20 protein-coding genes and 1 tRNA gene are annotated in these 22,281 nt (G+C 68.4%); 10 read left to right on the forward strand and 11 right to left on the reverse strand.

Annotation, left to right across the window (positions count from 1 at the left end; translation table 11 throughout):
• Positions 1-43: 43 nt before the first annotated feature.
• Complete coding sequence (locus AB1L88_RS19765) at positions 44-1,084, reverse strand: DUF1559 domain-containing protein (protein ID WP_367098414.1); 1,041 nt, start codon at positions 1,082-1,084, stop codon at positions 44-46.
• A 72-nt stretch (positions 1,085-1,156) separates the two neighbouring features.
• Between AB1L88_RS19765 and AB1L88_RS19770 the strand changes: the two genes are divergently transcribed.
• From AB1L88_RS19770 to AB1L88_RS19780, 3 genes are all read left to right on the forward strand, one after another.
• Positions 1,157-2,224, forward strand: a complete 1,068-nt coding sequence (locus AB1L88_RS19770) for a substrate-binding domain-containing protein (protein ID WP_367098415.1) — start codon at positions 1,157-1,159, stop codon at positions 2,222-2,224.
• Between the two features lie 870 nt (positions 2,225-3,094).
• Positions 3,095-3,445, forward strand: coding sequence for a hypothetical protein (locus AB1L88_RS19775; RefSeq protein ID WP_367098416.1), 351 nt, complete (start codon positions 3,095-3,097; stop codon positions 3,443-3,445).
• Between the two features lie 231 nt (positions 3,446-3,676).
• Positions 3,677-4,309: a DUF932 domain-containing protein gene (locus AB1L88_RS19780; RefSeq protein WP_367098417.1), complete on the forward strand. Its 633-nt coding sequence runs from the start codon at positions 3,677-3,679 to the stop codon at positions 4,307-4,309.
• Positions 4,310-4,931: 622 nt separating this feature from the next.
• Here AB1L88_RS19780 and AB1L88_RS19785 read toward each other — a convergent pair.
• Positions 4,932-5,005 (reverse strand) — tRNA-Val (locus AB1L88_RS19785).
• A 300-nt stretch (positions 5,006-5,305) separates the two neighbouring features.
• On the opposite strand from AB1L88_RS19785, the gene AB1L88_RS19790 reads away from it, so the two are divergent.
• The 5 genes from AB1L88_RS19790 (at position 5,306) to arsS (ending at position 11,881) form a co-directional block, all read left to right on the forward strand.
• Positions 5,306-6,682 (forward strand): hemolysin family protein, encoded by a 1,377-nt coding sequence (locus AB1L88_RS19790; RefSeq protein WP_367098418.1) that lies wholly within the window; start codon positions 5,306-5,308, stop codon positions 6,680-6,682.
• Positions 6,683-6,723: 41 nt separating this feature from the next.
• On the forward strand, positions 6,724-8,928 hold the full coding sequence (locus tag AB1L88_RS19795; protein ID WP_367098419.1) for a hypothetical protein: 2,205 nt from the start codon (positions 6,724-6,726) through the stop codon (positions 8,926-8,928).
• 65 nt (positions 8,929-8,993) lie between these two features.
• Positions 8,994-9,329 carry an arsenosugar biosynthesis-associated peroxidase-like protein gene (locus AB1L88_RS19800; protein WP_367098420.1) on the forward strand — a complete coding sequence of 112 codons (336 nt, stop codon included), beginning with the start codon at positions 8,994-8,996 and terminating at the stop codon, positions 9,327-9,329.
• A gap of 35 nt (positions 9,330-9,364) precedes the next feature.
• The gene (locus AB1L88_RS19805) at positions 9,365-10,750 is read left to right on the forward strand and encodes a glutamate decarboxylase (protein WP_367098421.1); all 1,386 of its coding nucleotides are present in this window, start codon (positions 9,365-9,367) and stop codon (positions 10,748-10,750) included.
• A 99-nt stretch (positions 10,751-10,849) separates the two neighbouring features.
• Positions 10,850-11,881: an arsenosugar biosynthesis radical SAM (seleno)protein ArsS gene (gene arsS, locus AB1L88_RS19810; protein WP_367098422.1), complete on the forward strand. Its 1,032-nt coding sequence runs from the start codon at positions 10,850-10,852 to the stop codon at positions 11,879-11,881.
• Between the two features lie 65 nt (positions 11,882-11,946).
• Here the strand turns inward: arsS and AB1L88_RS19815 are convergent, their stop codons facing one another.
• The 6 genes from AB1L88_RS19815 to AB1L88_RS19840 all read right to left on the reverse strand — a co-directional run bounded on the left by AB1L88_RS19815 (position 11,947) and on the right by AB1L88_RS19840 (position 16,607).
• Positions 11,947-12,729: an SIS domain-containing protein gene (locus AB1L88_RS19815; RefSeq protein WP_367098423.1), complete on the reverse strand. Its 783-nt coding sequence runs from the start codon at positions 12,727-12,729 to the stop codon at positions 11,947-11,949.
• Positions 12,730-12,739: 10 nt separating this feature from the next.
• Positions 12,740-13,582: an SDR family oxidoreductase gene (locus AB1L88_RS19820; protein WP_367098424.1), complete on the reverse strand. Its 843-nt coding sequence runs from the start codon at positions 13,580-13,582 to the stop codon at positions 12,740-12,742.
• 35 nt (positions 13,583-13,617) lie between these two features.
• Complete coding sequence (locus AB1L88_RS19825) at positions 13,618-13,848, reverse strand: hypothetical protein (RefSeq protein ID WP_367098425.1); 231 nt, start codon at positions 13,846-13,848, stop codon at positions 13,618-13,620.
• A gap of 108 nt (positions 13,849-13,956) precedes the next feature.
• Entirely contained in the window at positions 13,957-14,418 is a 462-nt protein-coding gene (locus AB1L88_RS19830; RefSeq protein ID WP_367098426.1) for a RidA family protein, read from the reverse strand.
• Between the two features lie 139 nt (positions 14,419-14,557).
• A complete protein-coding gene (locus AB1L88_RS19835) occupies positions 14,558-15,811 on the reverse strand; it encodes an MFS transporter (protein ID WP_367098427.1) in 1,254 nt (417 codons plus the stop codon).
• A 109-nt stretch (positions 15,812-15,920) separates the two neighbouring features.
• The gene (locus tag AB1L88_RS19840; RefSeq protein WP_367098428.1) at positions 15,921-16,607 is read right to left on the reverse strand and encodes a hypothetical protein; all 687 of its coding nucleotides are present in this window, start codon (positions 16,605-16,607) and stop codon (positions 15,921-15,923) included.
• 103 nt (positions 16,608-16,710) lie between these two features.
• On the opposite strand from AB1L88_RS19840, the gene AB1L88_RS19845 reads away from it, so the two are divergent.
• Positions 16,711-16,917, forward strand: coding sequence for a hypothetical protein (locus tag AB1L88_RS19845; RefSeq protein WP_367098429.1), 207 nt, complete (start codon positions 16,711-16,713; stop codon positions 16,915-16,917).
• 108 nt (positions 16,918-17,025) lie between these two features.
• Here the strand turns inward: AB1L88_RS19845 and AB1L88_RS19850 are convergent, their stop codons facing one another.
• The 3 genes from AB1L88_RS19850 to AB1L88_RS19860 all read right to left on the reverse strand — a co-directional run bounded on the left by AB1L88_RS19850 (position 17,026) and on the right by AB1L88_RS19860 (position 20,886).
• The gene (locus AB1L88_RS19850) at positions 17,026-17,631 is read right to left on the reverse strand and encodes a hypothetical protein (RefSeq protein WP_367098430.1); all 606 of its coding nucleotides are present in this window, start codon (positions 17,629-17,631) and stop codon (positions 17,026-17,028) included.
• Positions 17,632-17,764: 133 nt separating this feature from the next.
• A complete protein-coding gene (locus tag AB1L88_RS19855; RefSeq protein WP_367098431.1) occupies positions 17,765-19,354 on the reverse strand; it encodes an extracellular solute-binding protein in 1,590 nt (529 codons plus the stop codon).
• A 404-nt stretch (positions 19,355-19,758) separates the two neighbouring features.
• Positions 19,759-20,886, reverse strand: a complete 1,128-nt coding sequence (locus tag AB1L88_RS19860) for a hypothetical protein (protein ID WP_367098432.1) — start codon at positions 20,884-20,886, stop codon at positions 19,759-19,761.
• Positions 20,887-21,837: 951 nt separating this feature from the next.
• Here AB1L88_RS19860 and AB1L88_RS19865 point away from each other — a divergent pair.
• Positions 21,838-22,110: a hypothetical protein gene (locus AB1L88_RS19865; protein WP_367098433.1), complete on the forward strand. Its 273-nt coding sequence runs from the start codon at positions 21,838-21,840 to the stop codon at positions 22,108-22,110.
• Positions 22,111-22,281: the final 171 nt, after the last annotated feature.

The following is a 22,281-nucleotide window of genomic DNA, read 5'->3' on the forward strand; positions in this document are numbered from 1 at the left end:
CGGCAAGCGGTTGGTCGCGGGAACGGATCATCGCGTCCTCCCGTCAAAAGGCGTCGCCGCCGACGACTTCCCCGCCATTGCGGCTTCCGAGGGCACGCCACGTCGACGGGCTGATGCCGTCCTTGAAGAACCGCACGCTGCCGTCGCAGAGCAGGCCGTTGACCCCGCCGGGATGCCGGCTGCGGGCGGCGACGTTGTGCGAGAGGCGGTCCCACCAGTAGTTCGTCCGGCTGCTGTGCGGCAACCCGCCCCGGCAGTCCACGCCCGGGTCGTTCGGCGGTCGCACGTGGTTATACATGCTGTGGCCCGGTGCCCCGTAGACCCAGCGACTGCCCCGCGTCTGCTGCAACGCCAGCCCCGCCCCGCTGCACTGCGAGGCGTAGTCGGTCAATTCCGGCCCGTTGCCGCTGTTGTCGTTGCCCCGCGTCAGGACGAAGCCGTTGGTCCGGCTCACGCCGTCCCACACCGAAGGCCCGCCGAGGTCGGCCTTGATCGTCTCGGCGATGCAGACCGTCTGGCTCGCCCCGTCGCGGATGTCGGCGAGGCTGATCGCCGAGTTCTCGAAGAAGGTGCCCGTGACCGGGATCCCGCCGGGGTTGCGGGGCGACACCGGGTAAGTGGTCCCCGTATTCAACGGGTAGTTGTGTACGCCGCTGTCCCCCTGCAACTTCCGGAATTCGTCGCTGGGGCAGAGCAGGATGCCCAACGTCAGGTTCATGATCGTCGTGTTCTCGGGCACGGAGGCCCCCGAGGGGCCGTTGTCGGGGCTGTGGTCGAAGTTGATGGCGGCGAAGGCGTTGGCCTGGTCCAACTGCGGGAGGATCTGGGCGTAGGCCGAGAAGCACCGACCGTGGCCGTCCCGCAGGCCCCGCAGCCGACCGGGCGGGAATCGGTGATGGGCGTCGTGATAGGTGTGCAGGGCCAGGCCGATCTGCTTCAGGTTATTGGTACATTGGGCTCGGCGGGCGGCCTCGCGAGCGGCCTGGACGGCGGGCAGGAGCAGGGCGATCAGGATGCCGATCACGGCGATCACCACCAGCAACTCGATCAGCGTGAAGCCCGAGCGTCCGTCGCGTTTCATCATGGGAGGCCCTCCCCGCCCTCGGCGGCGTGGCACGTTGCCTTCGACACGATCCTGTCGTAAAGTGGCACGATCATGGCAGAGAAGCACGAATCCTGCAATCGCGTCAAGGCCCGGCGGCAGAATCGGGGCTGGCCGCAGGAGGAACTGGCCCGACGGGCGGGCATCTCCCGCACGGCGGTCAGTGCGATCGAAGTGGGCCGGATCGTCCCTTCCGTCGCTGCGGCGTTGTCGCTCGCCGCCGCCCTCGGCTGCACCGTCGAGGAACTGTTCGGCGGGCCGAGCCCTCCGCCGGGTCGTCCGGAGTGGGCCTGGCCACCCGGCCGGGAGCCGAGCCGCTACTGGCACGCGGAGGTCGGGGGCCGGACGTTGCTCTACCCGGTCGAGCCCGGCCTGCTCGGTGCCGTCGCCCACGACGGGATCGCTCGCGAGGGTCGATTCGCGTCCGAGGGGGAATTTCCCCCGCAACAGACCCTCGTCATCGCCTGCTGCGACCCGGCTGCGGGCCTCCTGGCCGCCGAATATGCCCGGGCCAGCGGCTTCCGCCTGCTGGTGCTGCCCCGATCGAGCGGCCAGGCCCTCTCGCTGCTGGGGAGTGGGTTGGTCCATGTCGCCGGGATTCACCTGGCGACCGCCGAAGACGCCGAGGGGAACGCGAAGGCCGTCCGGGGGCACGTCTCGGAGCCGATGAATCTGCTGCGGGTCGCCCGGTGGGAGGAGGGGTTGGTCCTCGACCCGACCGTGTCCGCAAGCACGGTGGGGGAGGCGTTGCAAGCGAGGCTTTCCTGGGTGGGCCGCGAGCCGGGTTCCGGTGCCCGACGATGCCTCGATCAACTTCGCCCGAGTCGGCCGGCACCCCGACGCGTAGCCTACGACCATCGCGGCGTGGCCGAGGCGATCCGCTGCGGCTGGGCCGAGGCCGGCGTCTGCCTGCGGCTGGCGGGCGAGGAGGCAGGGCTGCGATTCCTCGGCATCCAGGTCGAGTCCTACGACCTGTGTTACCCGCAAAGTGCGGAGGCCGACCCCCGCATCCAGGCCCTCGTCCGCGTCGTCCGCGAGCGTCGGTATCGCAAGCTGATCGGCGAATTGCCGGGCTATGATGCCGCCGACGCGGGGGAGATCGAGCGGGTGATTGTCGGCTGAGGATCGGATCGGGTTCTCCTACCGACCACCGTTGACTGTCGCACTGTCGCGAGTTCCGCCTCGTCGCGAACTCCCGCTCGATGCCCCCTACAACCTGAGCAACCTCGGTGCGAACCCGGCACACTCCGGGGCTCGCGACGGCCCGGCAACGCGGCGACTTCCACGCGTGAACCGGACCTCGGTGAGCCCCGGCACGGCCCTGCTGTCGTCGATGGAGAAATGGCCCGGAAGGTGGGGGGGGCAGCCGCTCTCGGAACGGAACTGGGGCAGGGGGATGGAAGGCCCACGCCGTGGTTGAGTCGGAGAGGGACGTCCAATCCGGTCGAGGCGTCGGCACTTCGGCCGCAAGCCCCCGCTCCGGTCGAGCAGGAGTTCGACCACCCCTCGTTCATGGAGGTGGCACGGGGCCGGCGTCCGCGATCTGTCAGGGCGTTCGGAGTCGACCCAGCAGGATGTCCCACAGGGCCGCACCCCGTTTCGCGGTGATCCGGCCCGCGTGAACCATTCACCTCGGCGACCGCAACGCACACCTCGATCCCCTTCGAGGCCACACCCCCTGCCCCCACACTCCTCCAGGGCCTCCCGGCAGCCGAGGATGGTTCGCCGCCTGAAGCGAATGCGTGAGTGCACGCAATGTCCCCAATTCCAGTTGGGGCGGCCCCTGTTGTAAATGCACCCCCGACTGCGTGTTGAGTGGTCGATCGGGGAAGCATCCCAACATAAAAACCCCACCCCCCCAACACTCACCTACACTCGCCTCCCCCTCTAGTGGAGGGGCCGGATGGCGGCCCCGGAGCACAGTGGGCCGAGCAGCGTGAATGAGACGCCGCCCGGCCCCGAGGCCCCGACTCAATGAGGGAGTCGAGACTCATGAGTAGTGTACGCCGCAACTCAACCCGCCGCTACCAATCCGCCGTCGAGTGGCCCGCTTGGACCGACGAGCTTCGCTTCACGATCACCGACGAGACGCATCCCTCGCCCGAGGACCGTGCCTGGGCCGCTGCGAATCTGAATGGTGAAGATCACCACACCGGCGATCCCACTCCAATCGAACTGCTGGATGATCGCGACGCCGCGATGCGGGACGCCGAGGCCGCCTACTACGCGGATCTCTGTGCCGCCGAGGACTACGCGAACGACATCGAGGCCCAGGCCCTCGAACTTGCCGCCGAGGAGGCCGAGGCCATGGACCGCCTCGAACACGGACACCCTTCGATCTGACTCGGAACCAGGGATCGGGAGGGGCCCGATCCCTACCTCCAACGACTCGCACAAAGGTTGATGATCATGCATAAGAATTCACAACTCGTCGTTCACTGCGGCGGCATCAGGCGGACCCGTGAAGACCTCTTCGGCCTCCACACTCCCGCTCCGACGGCCACCTGGCGGCCGGTCCCGCACTCGGAGCTTGTGTCAGCACTCGTCGATGGGCTGACGGCCCAAGGGGTCGATGTGACCCGCGAGGAGTTCTGTACTCTCGGGCGGGATGATGCCAAGTTGCTCGGAACTCTGGACCTCAGAATCCGCGACCTCGACACCCCCGACTATTCGATGGGGCTCGGGTTGAGGGCCGCGAACGACAAGAGTTGTTCGATCCAGTTCGTCGCCGCCGCTCGTGTGTTTGTGTGCGACAACTGGGCGTTCTCTGGGTCGTCCGGTGCGGTCTTCCTCAAACGGAAACACACCTCTCGCCTCAATCTCCGGGCCGTCGTTCCCGGGGCGGTGGATCAATTCCTGGAGCGGGCCGGGGCGTTCCGTTGCGACATCGATCGGATGCGTCATCACCGCCTCTCCGACGGAGATGCCAAGACGATCATTCACGATGCGTTTGCGTCGGGACACATGCCGATCCGTCTGTTCCCCATCGTCACCCGTCTCTACTTCGAGGACGAGGTCCAGTCAGAGAAGTTCCCAGACCGCTCGTTGTGGTCTCTCAATAACTCGATGACGGAAGCGGTGAAACTCCTGAGGCCCGCTCCCCAGCAGCACTCCGGCCTCCAGGTCGGCCGGATGTTCGGGAGGCTGGTTCACCGAGCGAAGCCGGAGCCCATCGCGGTGATCGATGGGATCGAAGTCTTCAATTGAGGAATGGGGGCGGGGGATCACAGGGTCTCCCGCCCCGCTGGGGAGCACAGAGATGCCCATTGAGGCAGCAGAGGTGTTCATCTGGTCCGCGATCATCGCCACGCTCATTGCTGAGGTGGTCGAGGAGCAACGGCGATCCGGAAGTTGAGGGCGGGGGCAGGGGATTGGGCCGATCATCCTCACCCCCATTACTCAGGGGCCGGCGGACAGATCGCATCGTCGGCGAAGATCATGGAGTAGTTCGCAGGAAGCAGGTGGGCCATGATCAGGTCCTCCACCAGCGTGGACTTCGTGATACGCCTCTCGATCTTCTGGAAGCCAAGGCGAAGTCGAGGAAGCTGGCCGAGAGTTGAATCGGCCCCTACCTCCTGTCCCTCCGTGAGGAATCCCTATGGACAGCCCCGATGCCTCCTACATCCCTGTCAGCCGCGACGCCTAGGGGAATGAGCGGCCGAGGTGTCGATCGCCGAAAGGGCGGCCTGCCGGCGTCGGGCCATCTCCGAAAGGGGAGAGGCTACCCCTCTGACCGACCGAAATGGTACAGAGATTGGTACAGGCCGGAGGAGGCTGATTGGTACAGAAAAGACCTGCCGCAACTTCTTATTACGACAGGCCTTAGAAATGGGCGGCACTGGACTCGAACCAGTGACTTCCACCGTGTGAAGATGGCGCTCTAACCAACTGAGCTAGCCGCCCGCAGTCTTGGTGACGAGAAGACACCATTAAACTAACGGGCGGGGTCGTCTGGTTCAAGGCGAAATTTTCCGGCAGGGGCGAGGTCGCCCGGTCGGAGGAGGGCGGGAACTCGCGGGGAGGGGAATCGGCGAGGGCGGGGCAGTAGCAGCGTGCGAGGGCAAGTCGGTTCGGGTAAGATCGGGCGGAACGACACCGTCAGGGCGGGCGGCGGAATCGATCGGCGGCGGGGACGCATCCGGGCCCCCGTCGCGCGGAGATCGCTCCGAGCCCCGCCATCATCGCACTGGCCCGAGGAAGGGCATGGTCGAATTTCTGGTTGTGGCCGGATTGCTGCTGGCCAACGCCTTCTTCGTCGCGGCCGAGTTCGCGCTGGTCAAGGTCCGCGTCAGCCAGATCGACGAACTGGCCGGCCAGGGCGACTGGGCGGCGAAGGTGACGGGCCGGCTGCTCAACCACCTCGACGCCTATCTCTCGGCCTCGCAGTTCGGCATCACCCTGGCGAGCCTCGGCCTGGGCTTCGTCATCGAACGCTCCGTCGAGCCGGGGATCGAGACCCTGCTGCACTCGATCGGGCTGCCGGAGGGTGCCCTGGAGATCCAGGGGCAGCGCATCCCGTTCATCCCCGCGTTCGCGTTCGTGTTCGTCACGTTTCTGCACATCAGCATCGGCGAGCTTGTCCCCAAGAGCCTGGCCATCCGCGCGGCCCGGCCCATGGCGCTCATCACCGCGCCGCCGCTCATGGCGTTCTACTACCTGTTCTTCCCGGTCATCTGGCTCCTCAACGGCTTCAGCGACCTGGTCCTCCGCCTCGCCGGCATCGGCACGCTCGACCACGAGGCGCTCGCCCACACCGAGGAGGAGCTCCGGCACATCCTCTCCGAGAGCAACCAGGGGGGCCACCTCTCCCGATTCGAACGCGTCATGATTGAGAATGTGCTCAATCTCGAGGAGAAGACGGCCGAAGACGCGATGGTCCCCCGCATCGACATCGTCTACCTCAGCCTGGCCCGATCCGTCGAGGAGAACCTCCGGATCGCCCGCCGCGCCGGCCACACCCGCTTCCCCCTCTGCGAGGACGACCTGACCACCGTCGTCGGCTTCATCCACGTCAAGGATCTGTTCCGTTCCAGCGGCTCCGACGACGGCCGGCCCGACCTGCGCAGGCTCGCCCGCACGGTCCCCTTCCTGCCGGAGACGATGCAGCTCGACCTCCTCCTGCTCGAATTCCAGCGCAATCAGATCCACCTGGCCATGCTCCTGAACGAGCACGGCGACGTGGTCGGCATGGTCACGCTCGAAACCGTCTTGGAGAAGCTCGTCGGTCAGATCCAGGACGAATTCGACCGCGAGCCGCCCCGCGTCGAATCCAAGGATGGAGGCGCGTTCGAGGTCGATGGCGTCTATCCGGTCGACGAACTCCGGGAGGCCAACGGCGTGGCCGTGCCCGAGGAGATCGACTCGCGGACCACCGGCGGGCTCGTCGTCGAGCTGCTGGGACGCCTGGCGACCGAGGGCGACACCGTCGTCGTCGGCCAGCACCGCCTGATCGTCCTCCACGCCGAGCCGAACCGGGTCAGGAGGGTCCGCGTCGAACCGATCCGCGCCGAGCCGGCCGAGCACCCCGGGCCGCCCGCCCCGCCGGAAACCGCCGAGACCGAGAATTCGCCCCCACCCTGACCCCCTCACCGCCCGAGCACTCGACGGGAAGACCAGAACGCATGGAATCCCCAACATCCTCCGAATCGACTCCCGCAACGAGACGCGCGTATGTCGAGCTGTTCCTCATCAGCTTCGTCGCGCTGTTCCTGGAACTGGCCTGCATCCGGTGGTTTGGGGCCACGGTCGCCTTCCTGACGTTCTTCACGAACCTCGTGCTCATGGCCTGCTTCCTGGGCCTGTCGGTCGGCCTGATCACCGCCTCCTCCGCCCGAGATTACGCCCGGATCACCCTCCCCGTCGGGCTCGTCGCCGCGCTCCTGGCGCAGTGGATTCTGAAAGCGCACCAGACCGGCGGCGGGGTCATGGTCGAGGTGGGCGGCCGGGGTTCCCCCCAGCAAATCTACTTCGGGACCGAATACCTCGCGCGCGACCCCTTCGCCTGGGTCATCCCCATCGAGGTCCTCGCCGGGGTCTTCTTCGTCCTGATCGCCCTGATGTTCGTCGGGATCGGCCAGGTGATGGGCCGCCGCTTCAACGCCATCCCCCACCGGGTCGCGGCCTACTCGACCGACATCGCGGGCAGCCTCGTCGGCATCGCCGGTTTCGCCCTGGCCTCGCGCTACGAGACGACGCCGCTGTTGTGGTTCGCCGTCGCGACGGGGGCCTTCATCGCGCTCCTGCGCACGCGATCGATGCTGCAAATCGGCAGCCTGATCGGCCTGGTCTACCTCGCCGCGATCTCCGCCTTCGGGCCGGGCAACGACGCCCGCACCTTCTGGTCGCCCTATTACAAGGTCGAGTACTCGGCCGACGCCCGCCTGATCGAGACCAACAACATCGGCCATCAACAAATGATCGATGTCGAGGCCACCGGGCGGGCCTACTGGCTCCCGCACCTGCTCAATCGCGCCGGAGGCGGCGAGGCCTTCAAGGATGTCCTGATCATCGGGGCCGGCTCGGGCAACGACGTCGCCTCCGCCCTCCAGTTCGGCGCCGAGCGGGTCGACGCCGTCGAGATCGACCCCACCCTCCAACGCCTCGGCCGGCAGCACCACCCGAACCGGCCCTACCAGGACCCCCGCGTCACCGTCCACCTGACCGACGGGCGGGGTTTCCTCCGCACGACCGACAAGCAATACGACCTCATCATCTATGCGCTCGTCGATTCCCTCGTGCTCCATTCCGGCTATTCGAGCCTGCGCCTGGAGAGCTTCCTGTTCACCGACCAGGCGATGCGAGACATCCAGGCCCGGCTCAAGCCCGGCGGCGTCTTCGCGGCGTACAACTATTACCGCCAGGGCTGGGTCGTGGGGCGGATCGACCTGATGATCGACGACGCCTTCGGTGAACCGCCGGTCGTCTTCTCGCTGCCCCCCCAGGACGAGATCCGCCCCGACGCCTCGCAGAGCAACCACATCACCTTCCTGATGGCCGGCAACGGCCCGACCCCCGCCATCGAGCAGGCCCGCGACCGCTTCGCCGACCAGGAGGTCCTCGTCACCTCGCTCGACCCTGACGACCGGACCCACGACGTCTCCTTCGCCCCCCGGCCCGAGGCCCCCAACGACGCCCTCCGCCCCGCCCGCGTCCTGACCGAGGGCATCTCCCGGGTCCCCACCGACTCCTGGCCGTTCCTGTACCTGAAGGACCCGGTAATCCCCGACCTGAACCTCCGGGGCATGGCGATCGTCGGCGTCCTCTCCCTCATCCTCCTGCTGGCCTTCTCGCCCCGGAGACGCGGGCGCCCCGACGTGCAGATGTTCTTTCTTGGTGCGGGCTTCATGCTGCTCGAAACCAAGGGGGTCGTCCATATGGCGCTCCTCTTCGGTTCCACCTGGGCCGTCAATTCCATCGTCTTCGGCGCGATCCTCGTCATGATCCTGCTGGGGAACCTGTTCGTCATCCGGGTGAAGCCGACCCGCCAGTGGCCCGCCTATGTGGCCCTGGTGCTCGCCCTGCTGGCCAACGTGCTCGTCCCCCTGGAGACCTACCTCGCCCTGCCGGAGGTGCTCCGCGTCCTCGTGTCCTGCACGGTGGTCTTCCTGCCCGTCTTCTTCGCCGGGATCATCTTCGCCACCGCCTTCCGCGACCGGCCTCGCCCCGACCTCGCCCTCGGCGCCAACGTGGCAGGAGTGGTGGTCGGCGGCCTGAGCGAGAACCTCTCGCTCGCCCTCGGGTTCAACAACCTCATCTGGGTCGCCGTCGCCTTCTACCTGCTCTCCGCCCTCTTCGCCCGAATGCGCCTCTCCGCCATCCCGTCGTAAGGCCCGATCAACGTCTGGCAGCATCAACAGCTAACCAGCGCCTTTGAAAAGGAGTTGACACCCTCATGGCCTCGTCCTATTACAACCCCGAGGACCTCCCCCGATTCCCCGAAATTGCCGAAGGCGCACCGGAACTCTGGAAGAAGTTCCACGAGTGGTACGGTGCCGTCTTCGAGGAGGGGGCGCTCTCGGCCCGCGAGAAGGCCCTCATCGCGCTGGCCGTCGCCCACAACGAACGCTGCCCGTATTGCATCGACGCCTATACGCGCAGTTGCCTGGAGAACGGCTCGAATCTGGAACAGATGACCGAAGCCGTCCAGGTCGCCGCCGCCCTGCGGGCCGGCGTCGCCCTGGTCCACGGCGTCCAGATGAAGGACATCCACGACTCGCTGTCGATGTAGCCGCCCCCCAGCCCCCGATCCCCCGAGCGAGGCACATGAAACCGATCCGCCAGACCGACGCCGAACTCGCGCCGACCTATGCCTCGCGCGATTTTGCCCGATCCATCCCCCGAGACCGCGTCCCCCACGAGGGCATGCCCGCCGATGTCGCCGCCCGACTGGTTCGCGACGAGTTGCTGCTCGACGGCAACCCCGCGCTGAACCTCGCCAGCTTCGTCACCACCTGGATGGAGCCCGAAGCCGATCGCCTGGCGATGGAAGTGCTGAACAAGAACCTGATCGACCAGGACGAGTACCCCCAGACCGACGAGATCCACCGCCGGGTCGTCAGCATGATCGGCCGGCTCTTCCATGCCCCCGACGACGCCACCCCCGTCGGCACCTGCACCGTCGGCTCGTCCGAAGCCATCATGCTCGGCCTGCTGGCCCACAAGTGGGCCTGGCGGAAGCGACGGGCGGCGCAGGGCCTCCCCGCCGATCGCCCCAACGTCGTCTTCGGCGCCGATGTGCACACCTGCTGGGAGAAGTTCACCCGCTACTTCGACGTCGAGGCCCGCGTCGCCCCCCTCTCGCCCGATTGCCACGTCCTCACCCCCGAGGGCGTGGCCGAGCGGGTCGACGAGAACACGATCGCCGTCGGCTGCGTGCTCGGCACCACCTTCACCGGCCAGATCGACCCCATCGGGGCGATCGCCGCCCTGCTCGACCGGGTCCGGCAGCGCCAGGGCTGGGACATCCCCATCCATGTCGATGCCGCGAGCGGAGGCTTCGTCGTCCCCTTCGCCGACCCCGATCTGGCCTGGGACTTCCGCCTGGAACGGGTCCGATCCATCAATGTATCGAACCACAAGTTCGGCCTGGTTTATCCAGGGATCGGCACGGTCGTCTTCCGAGACGCCTCCGACCTGCCCGAGGAGCTGGTCTTCAAGATCAGCTACCTCGGCGGCGAGATGTCGAACTACAGCCTGAACTTCTCCCGGGCCAGCGCCCCGGTCTTGCTCCAGTACTACAACTTCCTCCGGCTCGGCATGTCGGGCTATGCCCGGATCGTCGGCAACATCATGGACAATGCCCAGTATCTTCAAGAGCGGATTGACGCGCTCGGCCGCTTCCGCCACCTCGGCGATACCCGGGCCATCCCGGTCGTCGCCCTCACCCTCGCCGACCCCTCGGAGCCTCCCGAGACGCTCGACCTGCTCTCCGAGACCCTCCGAGAGCGGGGCTGGATCGTCCCCGCCTACCCGCTGCCTGCCAACGCCCAGGAGATTCGCGTCCTCCGCGCGGTGGTCCGCGAGAACTTCAGCCGCGACCTCGCCGAGCTGTTCGCCCGCGACCTCGAGGCCGCGCTGGCGAAGGTCGATCGCCTCCGCACGGTCCATCGCCCCCCCGTCTCCGACGACCGCCCGCATGGCGTCTGCTGAGGCCCGCCCCGGCCGATCGCCCGAGAGCCATCCCCTTTCGGGGGCACTCGTGATACGATCGACTCATTGCCCGATCGGCCCCCGACCCGCGAGCCTCCCATGCCCCGCAGCCTCCTCGGCCAGGGACACCCCCTGGCGACCATCGACGAGCAGCTCCGCATCCTCCGCCCGTCGGGGTCGTATCGCCCGTTCGAGGAGTCGCTCGCCTCGCACGGGCTCTCCCCCCTGACCCGCACCGGCATCGACACCTTGCAGATCAACCTGGGCAAGATGTGTAATCAGACGTGCAAACATTGCCACGTCGATGCCGGCCCCGACCGCACCGAGATCATGACCCGCGAGACGATGTCCCACTGCCTCCGGGTCCTCGAAGCGACCGACATCCCCCGGGTCGATCTCACCGGTGGCGCCCCGGAGCTGAACCCCCATTTCTCCTGGTTCGTCGAGCAGATCCGGGTCCTCGGCCGGCACGTCATCGACCGCTGCAACCTGACCATCCTGACCGTCCCGCGCTTCAAGGATCTCCCCGAGTTCCTCGCCCACCATCGGGTCGAGATCGTTGCCAGCCTCCCCTCGTACCTCCCCCGCTCGACCGACGCCCAGCGCGGCGATGGCGTCTTCGACGACTCGATCACCGCGCTCCAACGCCTGAACGGTCTCGGCTATGGCGTCGCGGATTCCGGGCTTTTGCTCAATCTCGTCTTCAATCCGACCGGTGCCTTCCTGCCCCCGAAGCAATCCGCGATCGAGGCCGATTTCCGCCGCGAACTCAAGAAACGCTACAACATCTCGTTTAATCAACTCTATGTCATCACTAACATGCCGATCAACCGATTCCTCGAATTCCTGATCCGAACCGAGCAATACGACCCCTACATGCGCCGCCTGGTCGCCGCTTACAATCCGAGCGCCGCCGAGGGGGTCATGTGCCGCTCGCTCCTCTCGGTCTCCTGGGACGGCACCCTGTACGATTGCGACTTCAATCAGCAGCTCGACCTGCCGACCTCCCCGCGCCACATCGCCGACTTCGACCTCGACCGCCTGACCACCGAGCCGATCGTCACCGGCCTGCACTGCTACGGCTGCACCGCCGGTTCCGGGTCCAGTTGCGGCGGCCAGGTGGCGGACTGATCGCGTCAAGACATTCTGAGATTCTCAAGCTCTTGACCCAGCGGGCCGATCCGAGATCGCGCGGCTCAGCGGTAGAGCACACCGACCCGCCGCCGATAGTCGTCGTACGTCTCCTCGAACAGCTCCCTCGCCCGCTCGGCCCCCACGTGACAGGCGGCGGTGAGGACCTTCGGCGGCCGGCCGGCCTCGGTGAGGAGCCGAGCCACCTCGGCCTTCACCAGGTTGATGATCGTGCAGCCGGTGACCGAGGAGATGGGAGCGACCGGGGTGTCCAGGCCAGCAACCCAGACGCTCGAATCCCCGGCCGGGGCCTGCTGATCGAGCACCAGGTCGGCCACCTCGTGCAGCTTCTTCCCCGACTCGTGACGCGAAGTCGACGCGGCACTGTGCGCGAGCGAGGTCAAGGCCACCACGGTCATCCCCAGGCGTTTCGCCTCGATCGCCACGTCAATCGTCACGGCGTTGCACCCGCTCGTCGAGATGGCGAGCAGGCAATCGCGCGGGTCGGCCACGAAGTTCCGCCACACGACCGGTCCGAACCCCTGCACGTTCTCCAGGAACATGGCTTGCCGCTGCCCATTCGCCCCCACGACCGGGTTATGAAAGGTCATGGATAACTCGACGATCGGATGAAACCCCGGGAACGACCCGTACCGCGGGAACATCTCCTCGACCGCCATCCGCGAATGCCCGGTCCCGAACACGTGGACCAGGCGATCGGCCAGGATCGACTCCGCGAACCGCTTCGCAGCCGCTCGAATCGGATCGAGCTGCGTGGCCTCGATCGCGTCGATGGCCGACCGGGCCGCCGCCAGGTACTGAGCGAGGACATCCTTTGGTTCGTTCATTTCTCGTGTTTCAACCATTCAACAGTTGGCCATCGGAAAGGGACCATCCCCCATCGACCTCCAGCACGACCCCGGTGAGGAACCGATTCGCCGGTTCGGCCAGGACCAGGGCGGCCTCGGCCACGTCCCGGCCCGATCCGGGGCCGCCGGCCATCGGTTGCTTTGTCCGCAAATAATGGCGGATGGCCGGATCGTTGACGGCCCGCGCGGCCATCGGCGTTTCGATCAAGGCGGGAGCAATCAGGTTGATTCGGATGCCCTCGCTCGCGTAACGCGCCGCCGCGGATCGGGTGAGCGACTCGACCGCCCCCTTGCTCGCCGCATAGGCGATGGTGCCGAAATGGGCGGGGGCGGGGGACCGGGCCAGCACAGAGCCGACATTGACGATGGCCCCTCGCAGGCCGACCCTTCCCTCGCAACCCTCATCGGGCTCTTGCTTGAGCATACGCCTGACCGCTTCCCGGTTCGAGAGAAACACCCCACGAGCGTTCACACCCATGACCGTCTCCCACCCTTCCAGCGAGCAGGAGTCGAGCGGACCATCCCCGAAGCGTCGGCCGCTGATCCCGGCCACGTGCACCAGGACATCGAGCCGGCCGCCGAGCCAGGCCACCGCCCGATCGAACAAGGCGACCACCGAGCCTTCTTCCGAGACGTCCGCCTGTTCCCCCTGCACCGGGCCGAGCGGCCCGAGCCTGCCCAGGGCCGCGCCCGCCTCCTCGGCCGTCTTGCCCGAGACGACCACCCGGGCCCCTTCGGCCAGGAACCGTTCGGCCGTCGCCAGGCCGATGCCGCCGGTCCCGCCCACGATCAGGCAGGACCGGCCGTCGAGTCGTCCTGCTGATTGGGCCATGATCGTTGACCTCCCCGAGGCTCCTCGCCGAATCGTCAGGCGAAACCGAAGTCGCTGCCGGCCCCGGCGCCGTCCTTCTCCAAAAGGATCAGGACATAAGGCGCCATCGACGCCTCGGAATGAAACGGGGTCTCGCGGATGGGCACCCAGCCCTCGGCCAGCATCGACGGCAAGCCGGAGGTCTTCTGGGTGGCGTTGTCCTGCACCAACCAGCAATTGCCGTTGTAATCGAGGATCACGTAGCGATATTCAGATTTCCCGTTCATCTTCGTTTCCCATGTTCACGGCATCTTTTGAAAGGACGTTTTCGAGTCGCTCGCCCCTCCCGCCCCCTCCCAGGGGGGTCGAGAGGGGCCGGTCCTGGCGGGGCCGGGTCAGTCCTTGATCTGGAAGATGGCCTCGATCTCGACGGCGATGTTTCCGGGCAGGGAGTTGGTGCCCAGGGCACTTCGGGCGCCGACGCCGGCGTCGCCGAAGACGTCTCGCATCAGGTCGGAGTAGCCGTTGACCACCTGGGGTTGCTGGGCGAAGTCGCTCGTGCAGTTGACCAGGGCGAGGGTCTTGACGAGCCGCTCGACCTTGTCGAGCGTGCCCAGGTGGGATCGCAGGGTGGCCAGAATCGCCAGCCCGACCTGACGCGCGGCCTGCTTGCCGGCATCCAGATCGAGCTCGGCCCCGAGCTTGCCGGTGTACATCGAGCCGTCGGGCTTCAACGGGCCGTGCCCCGAGACGTAGAGCAGGTCGCCATGGCGGTTGGCCGTCACGTAGGTCGCCACCGGTTTCGGGGCCTTCGGCAATTCCAGCTTCAGTTCTTCGATGCGTGCGTCGGCTCCCATGGTCGAATCATCCTCGGTGCTGCGGGGGTGGACGTTGGGGGAACACTTCAGGCCAATCGGCCCTTGAGGCTAACGTGCGGCCTGCTTCGAATCAACCGGCGCGGGGATGGCTCAAGGGATCGTCCGAATCGAGCCGGACTCACTCCTTCCGGTCGTCGTCGCCGGAGGCCACCCCTGCCAGGTGGGCTTCCTCCGCCGGATCATCCTTGGCGGATCGGGCCGAGCGGATCGCCCAGCCGGAGAGCAGCAAGGCCATCGCGGCGATGCCCGCCCCTTCCCAGTACGGGGCCGAGGGACCATAGCGGGCGAGCAACTCATTGGCCGTTTGATAATTGACCAGGCGAGCAAACGTCTGGGCCGACAGCAAGGCGCCGAAGATGGCCCCCTGGCGGCCCGGCGTGACCGACCGCGAGAGCAGGCCCGAGACGGTCGGCGCGGCCAGCCCCTGCCCCAGGCCGACGAGCACGACGGCCAAAGCCAGGCCCGCCGTCGTCTGCACGACCGCCAGCGCCGCCAGGCCCGAGGCCAGAAGGGCGAGGCCGACGGGGATCAGGCGGGGCTCGCCGAACCGGGGGACGAGGCGGCGGATCAGGCCCCCTTGCATGATCGCGCTGACCAGGCCGAGCGCGGCGAACCAGTAGGCGGCGCGGTCGGCCCCGCGTCCCATCCGGCGTTCGAGGTAGAGGCTGAACGTCCCCTCCAGGCTGGCGAAGGCGAAGACGACCAGGGCCCCGAGCAGGACGAGCGGCCGGGCGTGCCGATCGCCGATCGCCCGGACCAGCCCCTGCCAGCCGGGGGCCCGGACGGCGGCCCTCGGGGTGCTGTCGACCCCCGGCGGGCGCGACTCGGGAAGCCATCGCCAGGTCAAGATCCAGGCAATTGTCGAGAATCCGGCCGCGACCAAAAACGGCAGGCGGAGGCTCCAAACCGGCCCGATCGGCAGCGAGACGAGCAGGCCCCCGAGCAGCGGCCCGAGCACGAATCCCACGCCGAAGGCCGCGCCGATGAGGCCGAGGCCCTTGGCCCGCTCCTCCGGTTTGGTCACGTCGGCGATGTACGCCTGGGCGACCAGGATGTTGCCGCCGGAGAAGCCGTCGAGCATCCGGCCGAGCAGCATGATGAGGAAGACGTCCGTCAGGCCGATCATCAGGAACGAGACCGTGGTGCCGATCTGGCTGACGAGCAGGACCGGCCGGCGGCCGTACCGGTCGCTCAGGCGGCCGAGGATCGGCCCGGCGATGAGCTGGCAGAGCGGGAAGGCGGCGAACAGGGCGCCGATCATCCGCTCGTCGAAGCCGTATTGCTCGGCGTACCGGGGCAAGAGCGGCATGACCAGCGAGAACCCGAGCAGGTCCACGAGCACGATTGAGACGACGACCAGCAGCGGCGACATCGGCGGGGGAGATCCTCTGCAAGGGTCCGGGATGGCGAACCGGGGTCAGGTCAGAGTCACGGTCACGGTGGGGTCGGAGCAGAGAGGGCGGGAGGCGGTCGGTGGGGGGTCAACGGGCGATCGGAGCGTCGGCGGTGATCGTCGGGAGCGAGCCGAGCCGATCGACCTCGGCCTTCAGCCTCAGGCGCAAGGCCCGCTGGCCGATCAGGGCCGCGGCGAAGACGGCCAGGGCGGCCGCTTGATAGCCGGTCGCCAGCGAGGCGAGGCCCAGTCGAGGCAGGCTCCAGGCCGATCCGGGGCCGGTCGACCCGGCCAGGATTCCGAACCCGAAGGCCGCCGCGAGCAGCCCGAGGCCGCCCACCGCGATCGGGACCACCCGCCGACAGTTTCGGACCGCCCGGGCGTGGAAGCGTCCCGGAAGCCCCGCCCGGCGTTCGACCCCTCGCATCGAGGCGGCGAGGGCAGCAAGGGAGGCCGGCACGAGCAGGTTGACCAGCAGGCCGGTCAGCATCGCGGCCAGGGCGATCCCCTCGTGAAGCCCCCGCCAGGGGTCCTCGAGCTCGACGCCGATCAGTCCCGCGCCGAGTACGGCCAGGAGCAGCATCGCGTGCAGGAGGAGCGCTCCGAGGAAGATCCAGCCCATGACCGCCGCCTGCTCCTGCTCGTGCTCCGCAAAGGGGGGGACATCCTGCTGCTGGCAAAGGCCCTCGACTGCCGAATTGGCCAGGCACCAAGGGTACGCGATCGGGCCCCGGTCCGGCAACGCATCGACGCCCCCGATCTGACGGCGCATCATTTGCTCTGTTAAACTTCCTCAATGGTTCTCAACCGCCTGAGCTAATGTGAGGCATGTTTCAGAAATGCCGCCGTTGGACTTCGAGAAACTCCGAGAGGATCTCATGAGCGATTCCGAATCCGTCCGCGAGGTAGTGCACGACCTTCGAAACCGGCTCAGCGCCATTGCCTCCGCCTCGACCGCGATCCGCAAGTCTCAGTTCGAGAAGGAATTCGTCGAGGAGATGCTCGACATCATCCGCAACAACGTCGAGCAGGCCACGGCCGCGCTCAGCACGCTCGACCAGTTGGGGACCCGGGCGGAACACTGAGTACGCCTGGTGCGTCGATCGAACGAGGCGGTTGCGGGGCCGGCGACCAACCGAGCCGGCCATTCGCGATCCGGGACGAGGCCGCGGCGAGGCGAGGCGAGGTCGGTTTCAGGCCCGGGCACGAAGCGCGGGCAGGAGCGGGTGGCGGTCGAAGACGTGCTCGACGCGGAGCACCGGGTGGACGCGGAAGAGCCGGGAGGCCAGGCGGGAGGAGCCCATCATCAGCTCCTTCTCGATCAGATAGTAGCGATTGTATCCCTCGATCAGGGCATTGATCGGGTCGAGATTCAGGCCCTCGACGTGGCGGGCCCAGCGGCGGTTGAACCGATCGACGCTGGCGACCAGGTCGCGGGCCGCGGCCCGACGCCGCCGGGGTGCCCCGGGCCGATCGGCCCAGTCGGCCTCGGCCGGAGGCTGGGTGAGTCCCCAGAGCGGGGCGACGGGCGCGTCGAAGCGATCGGCCCAGTCGTCCGGCCCGGTGGCCACGGCGGCCCACTGGCGGAGCCGCAGGTGGACCATGCCCAGCATCTCGGCCCGGATCCGCCGGCAGTGGCCGTGCAGGCGGTCCAGGGCGTCCTCGACGTCCTGGCCGCGGCGGACGAACGCGGGGGCACCGTCGAGGTTGCAGAGCTGCTCGATCGTCAACTCGACCTCGCCGTGACCGGTCGCGGCTGCCTGATTCGGGAATCGCAGGCCGGGCTCGGGGGGGTGCATGGCGATCGCTCAGCTCGGGTCGGGGTCGGGAGGGCACTTTCGCGAAACGATCCAGGAGTTCCGATCGAAACGGAGGGAGGGAAGGCCGCTGCGTCCGAGACCCAGGCCCGACGCGGGACGCCGGCGGACCCCTTTACCTCGCGCGGGGGGGCGGCCGATCGGAGGTGCCGAAGGCGTTGAGGCTGCGGCGGTAGTGCCATTTCTGGCGATCGAGGCCGAGGGTCCGGGTGCGGGCGTCCCAGGCGTCGGCGGCGGTCTTCAGGGCGTCGGCGGGGGTCGCGTCGCCGGAGGCGGCCGAGGCGACCGCGGCGGCGAGGTCGTCGAGATAGCCGGGGGCGCCGGGGATGCGGAGCCCGATCAGGACGCGATCGGCCAGCATGGTCCGCGAGACGGCGTCGGACCAGTCGCGACGGCTGAGGCCGGGCAGGTCTCGGCCGAGCGGGGGCCCCTGGCCGACCAGCGGGGAGCGGACCGGGAGCATCGGGACCCGGCGATCGACCCGGAGCCGGTCGGCGGTGTCCGGCTCGATCAGGTAACGGGCGAAGTCCTCGGCGGCGGCGGCCTCGGCCTCGGGCGTGGTCGAGGAGACGCCGACGAGCCAGCCGCCGCCGTTGGGGAGGAAGCCGGGGCGATTCGGCGGTTCGGCCGGGTCGAAGTCCCCTCGGATCGCCTCGAACATGCGGTCGGAGCCGGGCAGGCGGGCCACGCCCAGCTCGGCCTCGTCCCCCTCGTCGAGCCAAGAGGCGTACTGCTCGGCGCGGTCGATCAGGAAGGCGACGGAGCCGGACCGGAAGGCGAGCCGGGCGGCCTCGGCGTCGAGGGGGGAGGCGCCGTCCGGCCCGGCGTCGAGCAGCGGGACGAGGGCGTCGAGGGCCTCGACGAAGGGGGGGGCGGTGAGCCGGGCGGCCATCGAGTCGGGGTCGAAGAGCAGGGAGAAGTAGTCGCGGTGCAGGCCGAGGGCGGCGGCTCGGGCCAGGAAGGTCTCGACGCCGAGGCGGTCGGACTCATCGGGGCCGAGGGCCAGGGCGATGCCGGAGTCGGGCCGGCCGTCGCCGTTCCAGTCGCGGCCGTCGAGGAAGCGGGCGAGGGCGTCGAGCTGCTCCCAGGTGGCCGGCGGCTCGAGCAAGAGGCCGGCGGCCTCGGCCTCGGCGGCGAGGGCGTCGTCGTCGTCTCCTTCCAGCGCCTCGGCCCGGTAGACGAGGACCAGGGCGGAGCCGCCGAGGGGGAGGGCGACGCGGTCTCGGCCGTACTTCGTGACCTGCTCGCGGTAGACGTCGAAGACCTGGTTGAAGGCCAGATCCTCGCCGGAGACGGGACCGAGGGGGGCGGCCTCGTCCTCTTCGTTGGCGGATGGGGCGTCGGGGTCGGCCGAGCGATCGGGAGGGGTGGTCACGAGCGACTCGGGCAGGATGCGGAGGCGGTCGGCGTCGATCAGGGGGCCGAGCTGCTCGCCGGGGAAGACGATGACGTCGGCGCCTTGGGTGCCCGGGATGTCGGGCACGGCGTCGAGGGTGACGGAGCCGCCCCGGCTGCGCTCCCACTCGCCGAGGCGGTCGTCGAGCATGGCGGCGAGCTGGGGGTCGCCCAGCACGGCGACGCGGAGTTCGACGCCCCGGAACGGTTCGATCGGCTCGGCGGGGTCGGAACCGCCCCGGTTGCAGCCGCTTGAGCCGAGCAACACGACGACCACGGCGACCCAATGTTGCCCTGCCCGATGTCCCATTGTGATCTGCGCCTTGCTCCGAGGATGGCTGACCCGCCCCGCGCAACGGCCCGATCGCCGTCGGTTTGGTTTGGTCGGTCGGTCGGGATCCATCGTAATGAGGGGGCCGAGGTTCGGTCAAACGGGGAGCGAGGCGGAGCAGGGTCGGGAGCGAGGGGGAGGTTTGGAGCCACGGATGGAACACGGATGGGAGGGGATGGGAGGGGATGGGAGGGGATGGGAGGGGATCGGATAAGAGGTCATGGGAAGTCGGTTTGCGCCTGGGTCGGATGAACGAGTCTCGTAATTCTCTGTGTTTCATCCGTGTTTCATCCGTGGCTCAAGACCCCTGTGGTTGGCGTGCGAGGCGCGCAGGGGGGCACTCGATCGGGGAGGAGGGCCGTCGGCGAGGGGGGGAACGGGGGTCAGGAGCGGCGGGCGGCGGCGGCCTGGGCGCGTCGGGCGCGGCGGTTCAAGGGGGCGGAGGGGGCGGAGAGGGTCGTGCGAAGCGAGGGGCGAGCGGTCGAGGACGGAGTGATGGGTTCGTTTCGCAAGGGGGACGCAGGGGCGATGGGTTCGTTTCGCAAGGGGGTGGGAGGGGCGGTCGGCGCAGGGGCGGGAGGAGGCTCGGAGGGGGGAGGAGCGGAGGCGGCGGAAGGGTGGGTGCGGGAGGCGGTGCGGTCGGGTCGGGGGCCGGGAGGGGTGGCGGAGGGGGAGGGGGCGGGGGTCGCGGCGGCGCGGGGAGCGAGGGATTGCAGGCGGCGCAACGCGTTGAGGTTGCGGGAGAACTGGCGGCGGGCGTCGGAGGCGTAGCGTTCGAGGAGGCGGATCGCGGGCGGGTCGGAGGCGTCGAGGCCGAGCGCGGCGTCGGCCTGGGCGCGGGCGTCGCGGGCGTTCAAGTAGGCGTCGAGGCGAGAGCGGAGGGCGGCGGTCGACTGGGCGACGAGGGAAAGGCCGGGGGCCTCGGTCCTGTCGTCGGGGTCGAGGTCCCAGGGGCCGGAGCCGTCGCGGGCCGAGGGCGGCACGCCGAGCAGGTCGAGGGCCAGGGTCCAGGCCTCGAAGGTCCAGCCCGCGTGGTGGGTGAGCGACGCCGCGACCTCGTCCCAGCGTTCCAGGAGCCAGAGGACGCCATGCTTGCTCTGGAGCAATTGTGCTTGAATGCGATCGGGATGTGACGCGAGGCGGGCGGCGAGGGCGGCGACCTCGGCGGCGCGGTCGTCGTCCCAGGATTCGGCGGCGCGGTCGGCCTGCTCGGCCCGGGCGGCGCAGATGCGGGCCTCGCAGCAATCGAGGCGGACGGATTCGGCCACGAGGCGGCCGAAGATCCACTCCTGGGCCGAGCCTTCGGGCCGGTAGTCGTTACGCCACTCGGATTTGCGCGTTTCGATTGTTTCGAGCATCTCGGTCGTCGGGTGGGCGCCGATCGTCGACAATCCGTGCGTCCGGGCGTTGCGGCTCGATCGCTGTTTTCCCTCGCTCGTCTTCGGGCCGGTCGAGAGCAGGGCGTTCAGGCGGTTGGCGATGGTCTGCTTCAGGGTGGCGGTGCGGGACATGGGGGGATGCTTTCTCGATGGGGGTAAACACAAGGTGGTGCGCCCAAGGCGGGGGCGGGCGGCCTGGTGCGCAGGCGAGGGCCGCGCGGCTCATTGATAACATCAGGAAAAACGGGAGGCTTAATTGTGGAAATCCGGGGAAAATCGGAGGAGGATCGGTTTTTTCTGGTGCGGGCAGTGTGGTCAGGTGATATGCGATGACTCAGACGACCCTTGCGGAGCCTGGGGCCTGAGGCGATCGGAGGGCTTCTGACGGGGTGAGAGCCCGCGGGGGGGGCCGGGCGTGAACCGACGCCTCGTGCGGCTGCGCCGCCCAGACACCGCGGGCGGTGTCTGGGCCACCCGGGATCCTCTACTCGCCAGCCGTCACCCGTCATACACAACACGTCATACCGGATTGCCTGGATCAGTTCCCTTCGGATGGTACGGGCCCGCCCCCGAACCCGTGCCGCAAGCATCGTCCCTGAAACGGGTTCGGGGACGACCACGTGCCGCCCTACGCCGTCCACTGTGTCGGTGGTGTGTCGCCGATACCTCTCGCGAATTCCGGGGTTTCTCGCCTCGATCCGATCGGGCACGACCCGAAACGCTTCGGCCGACGCAACCCCTAACCGGATTGCGGCTTACGATGCAAGACCGGCCTGATCAGCGGACGGCGTAGCATGCCACCCCGAGGGATGGCCTCGATGACCATTGATCCGGGCAATTCGGGATCACCCGCGATCCGTCACCCGCGACCCGTGATCCGCCGAAGAGGCTCGGAACGGGGAGGGCGTGATCGAATTTTCGGTGAATCTTGATCTGACCTATTGACAGAAGGGACTGTTGGCGCTCAAGGTCGATGGAGGACGGCGTCCTGCCGAACGCACGAGGGGTTCCGAGGCGAGGTGCCTGGGGAATCGAGCGCGGGGACTCGCCGTCGTGGGATGCGAAGGATCGGGGGAGGCTCGCATGGCGATCGTGGACGTGGAATGCGGGGAGTGCGGCGTGGCGTTGCAGGTGGACGAGGCCGAGATGGGCTCGACGATGACCTGCCCGAAGTGCAAGCTCCCCTTCTTCGTCGAGCCGGCCGGCGCGTATGGGCTGGTCGAGGACCCGCCGAAGCGGCGGGGCCGATCGCCTCGGGCGGCCTCGGACTCGGCGGCCGTCGACCCGCCGGAGACCGCCGAGCAGCGCCGGATCCGCGAACAGATGGAACGCTGGGCCGGTTCGGAGGACGCCTGAGGCCGCGTTGCGGGGAGGACGGCCGCCGAGGTGACGGGGGGTCGTCGGCGGCATGCCCGTGATCCTGCCGCCGCGATGGGGCGCGATCGGGGCCGGTCGCGCGGTCCCGTCGTGGGCGAAGGTTCCGGTTGATGCGCCCCGAGGGCGGGTACCGGGCGGGTCCGGGGGCGG

It is taken from the genome of Tautonia sp. JC769 (assembly GCF_040717455.1).
Taxonomy (GTDB): domain Bacteria; phylum Planctomycetota; class Planctomycetia; order Isosphaerales; family Isosphaeraceae; genus Tautonia.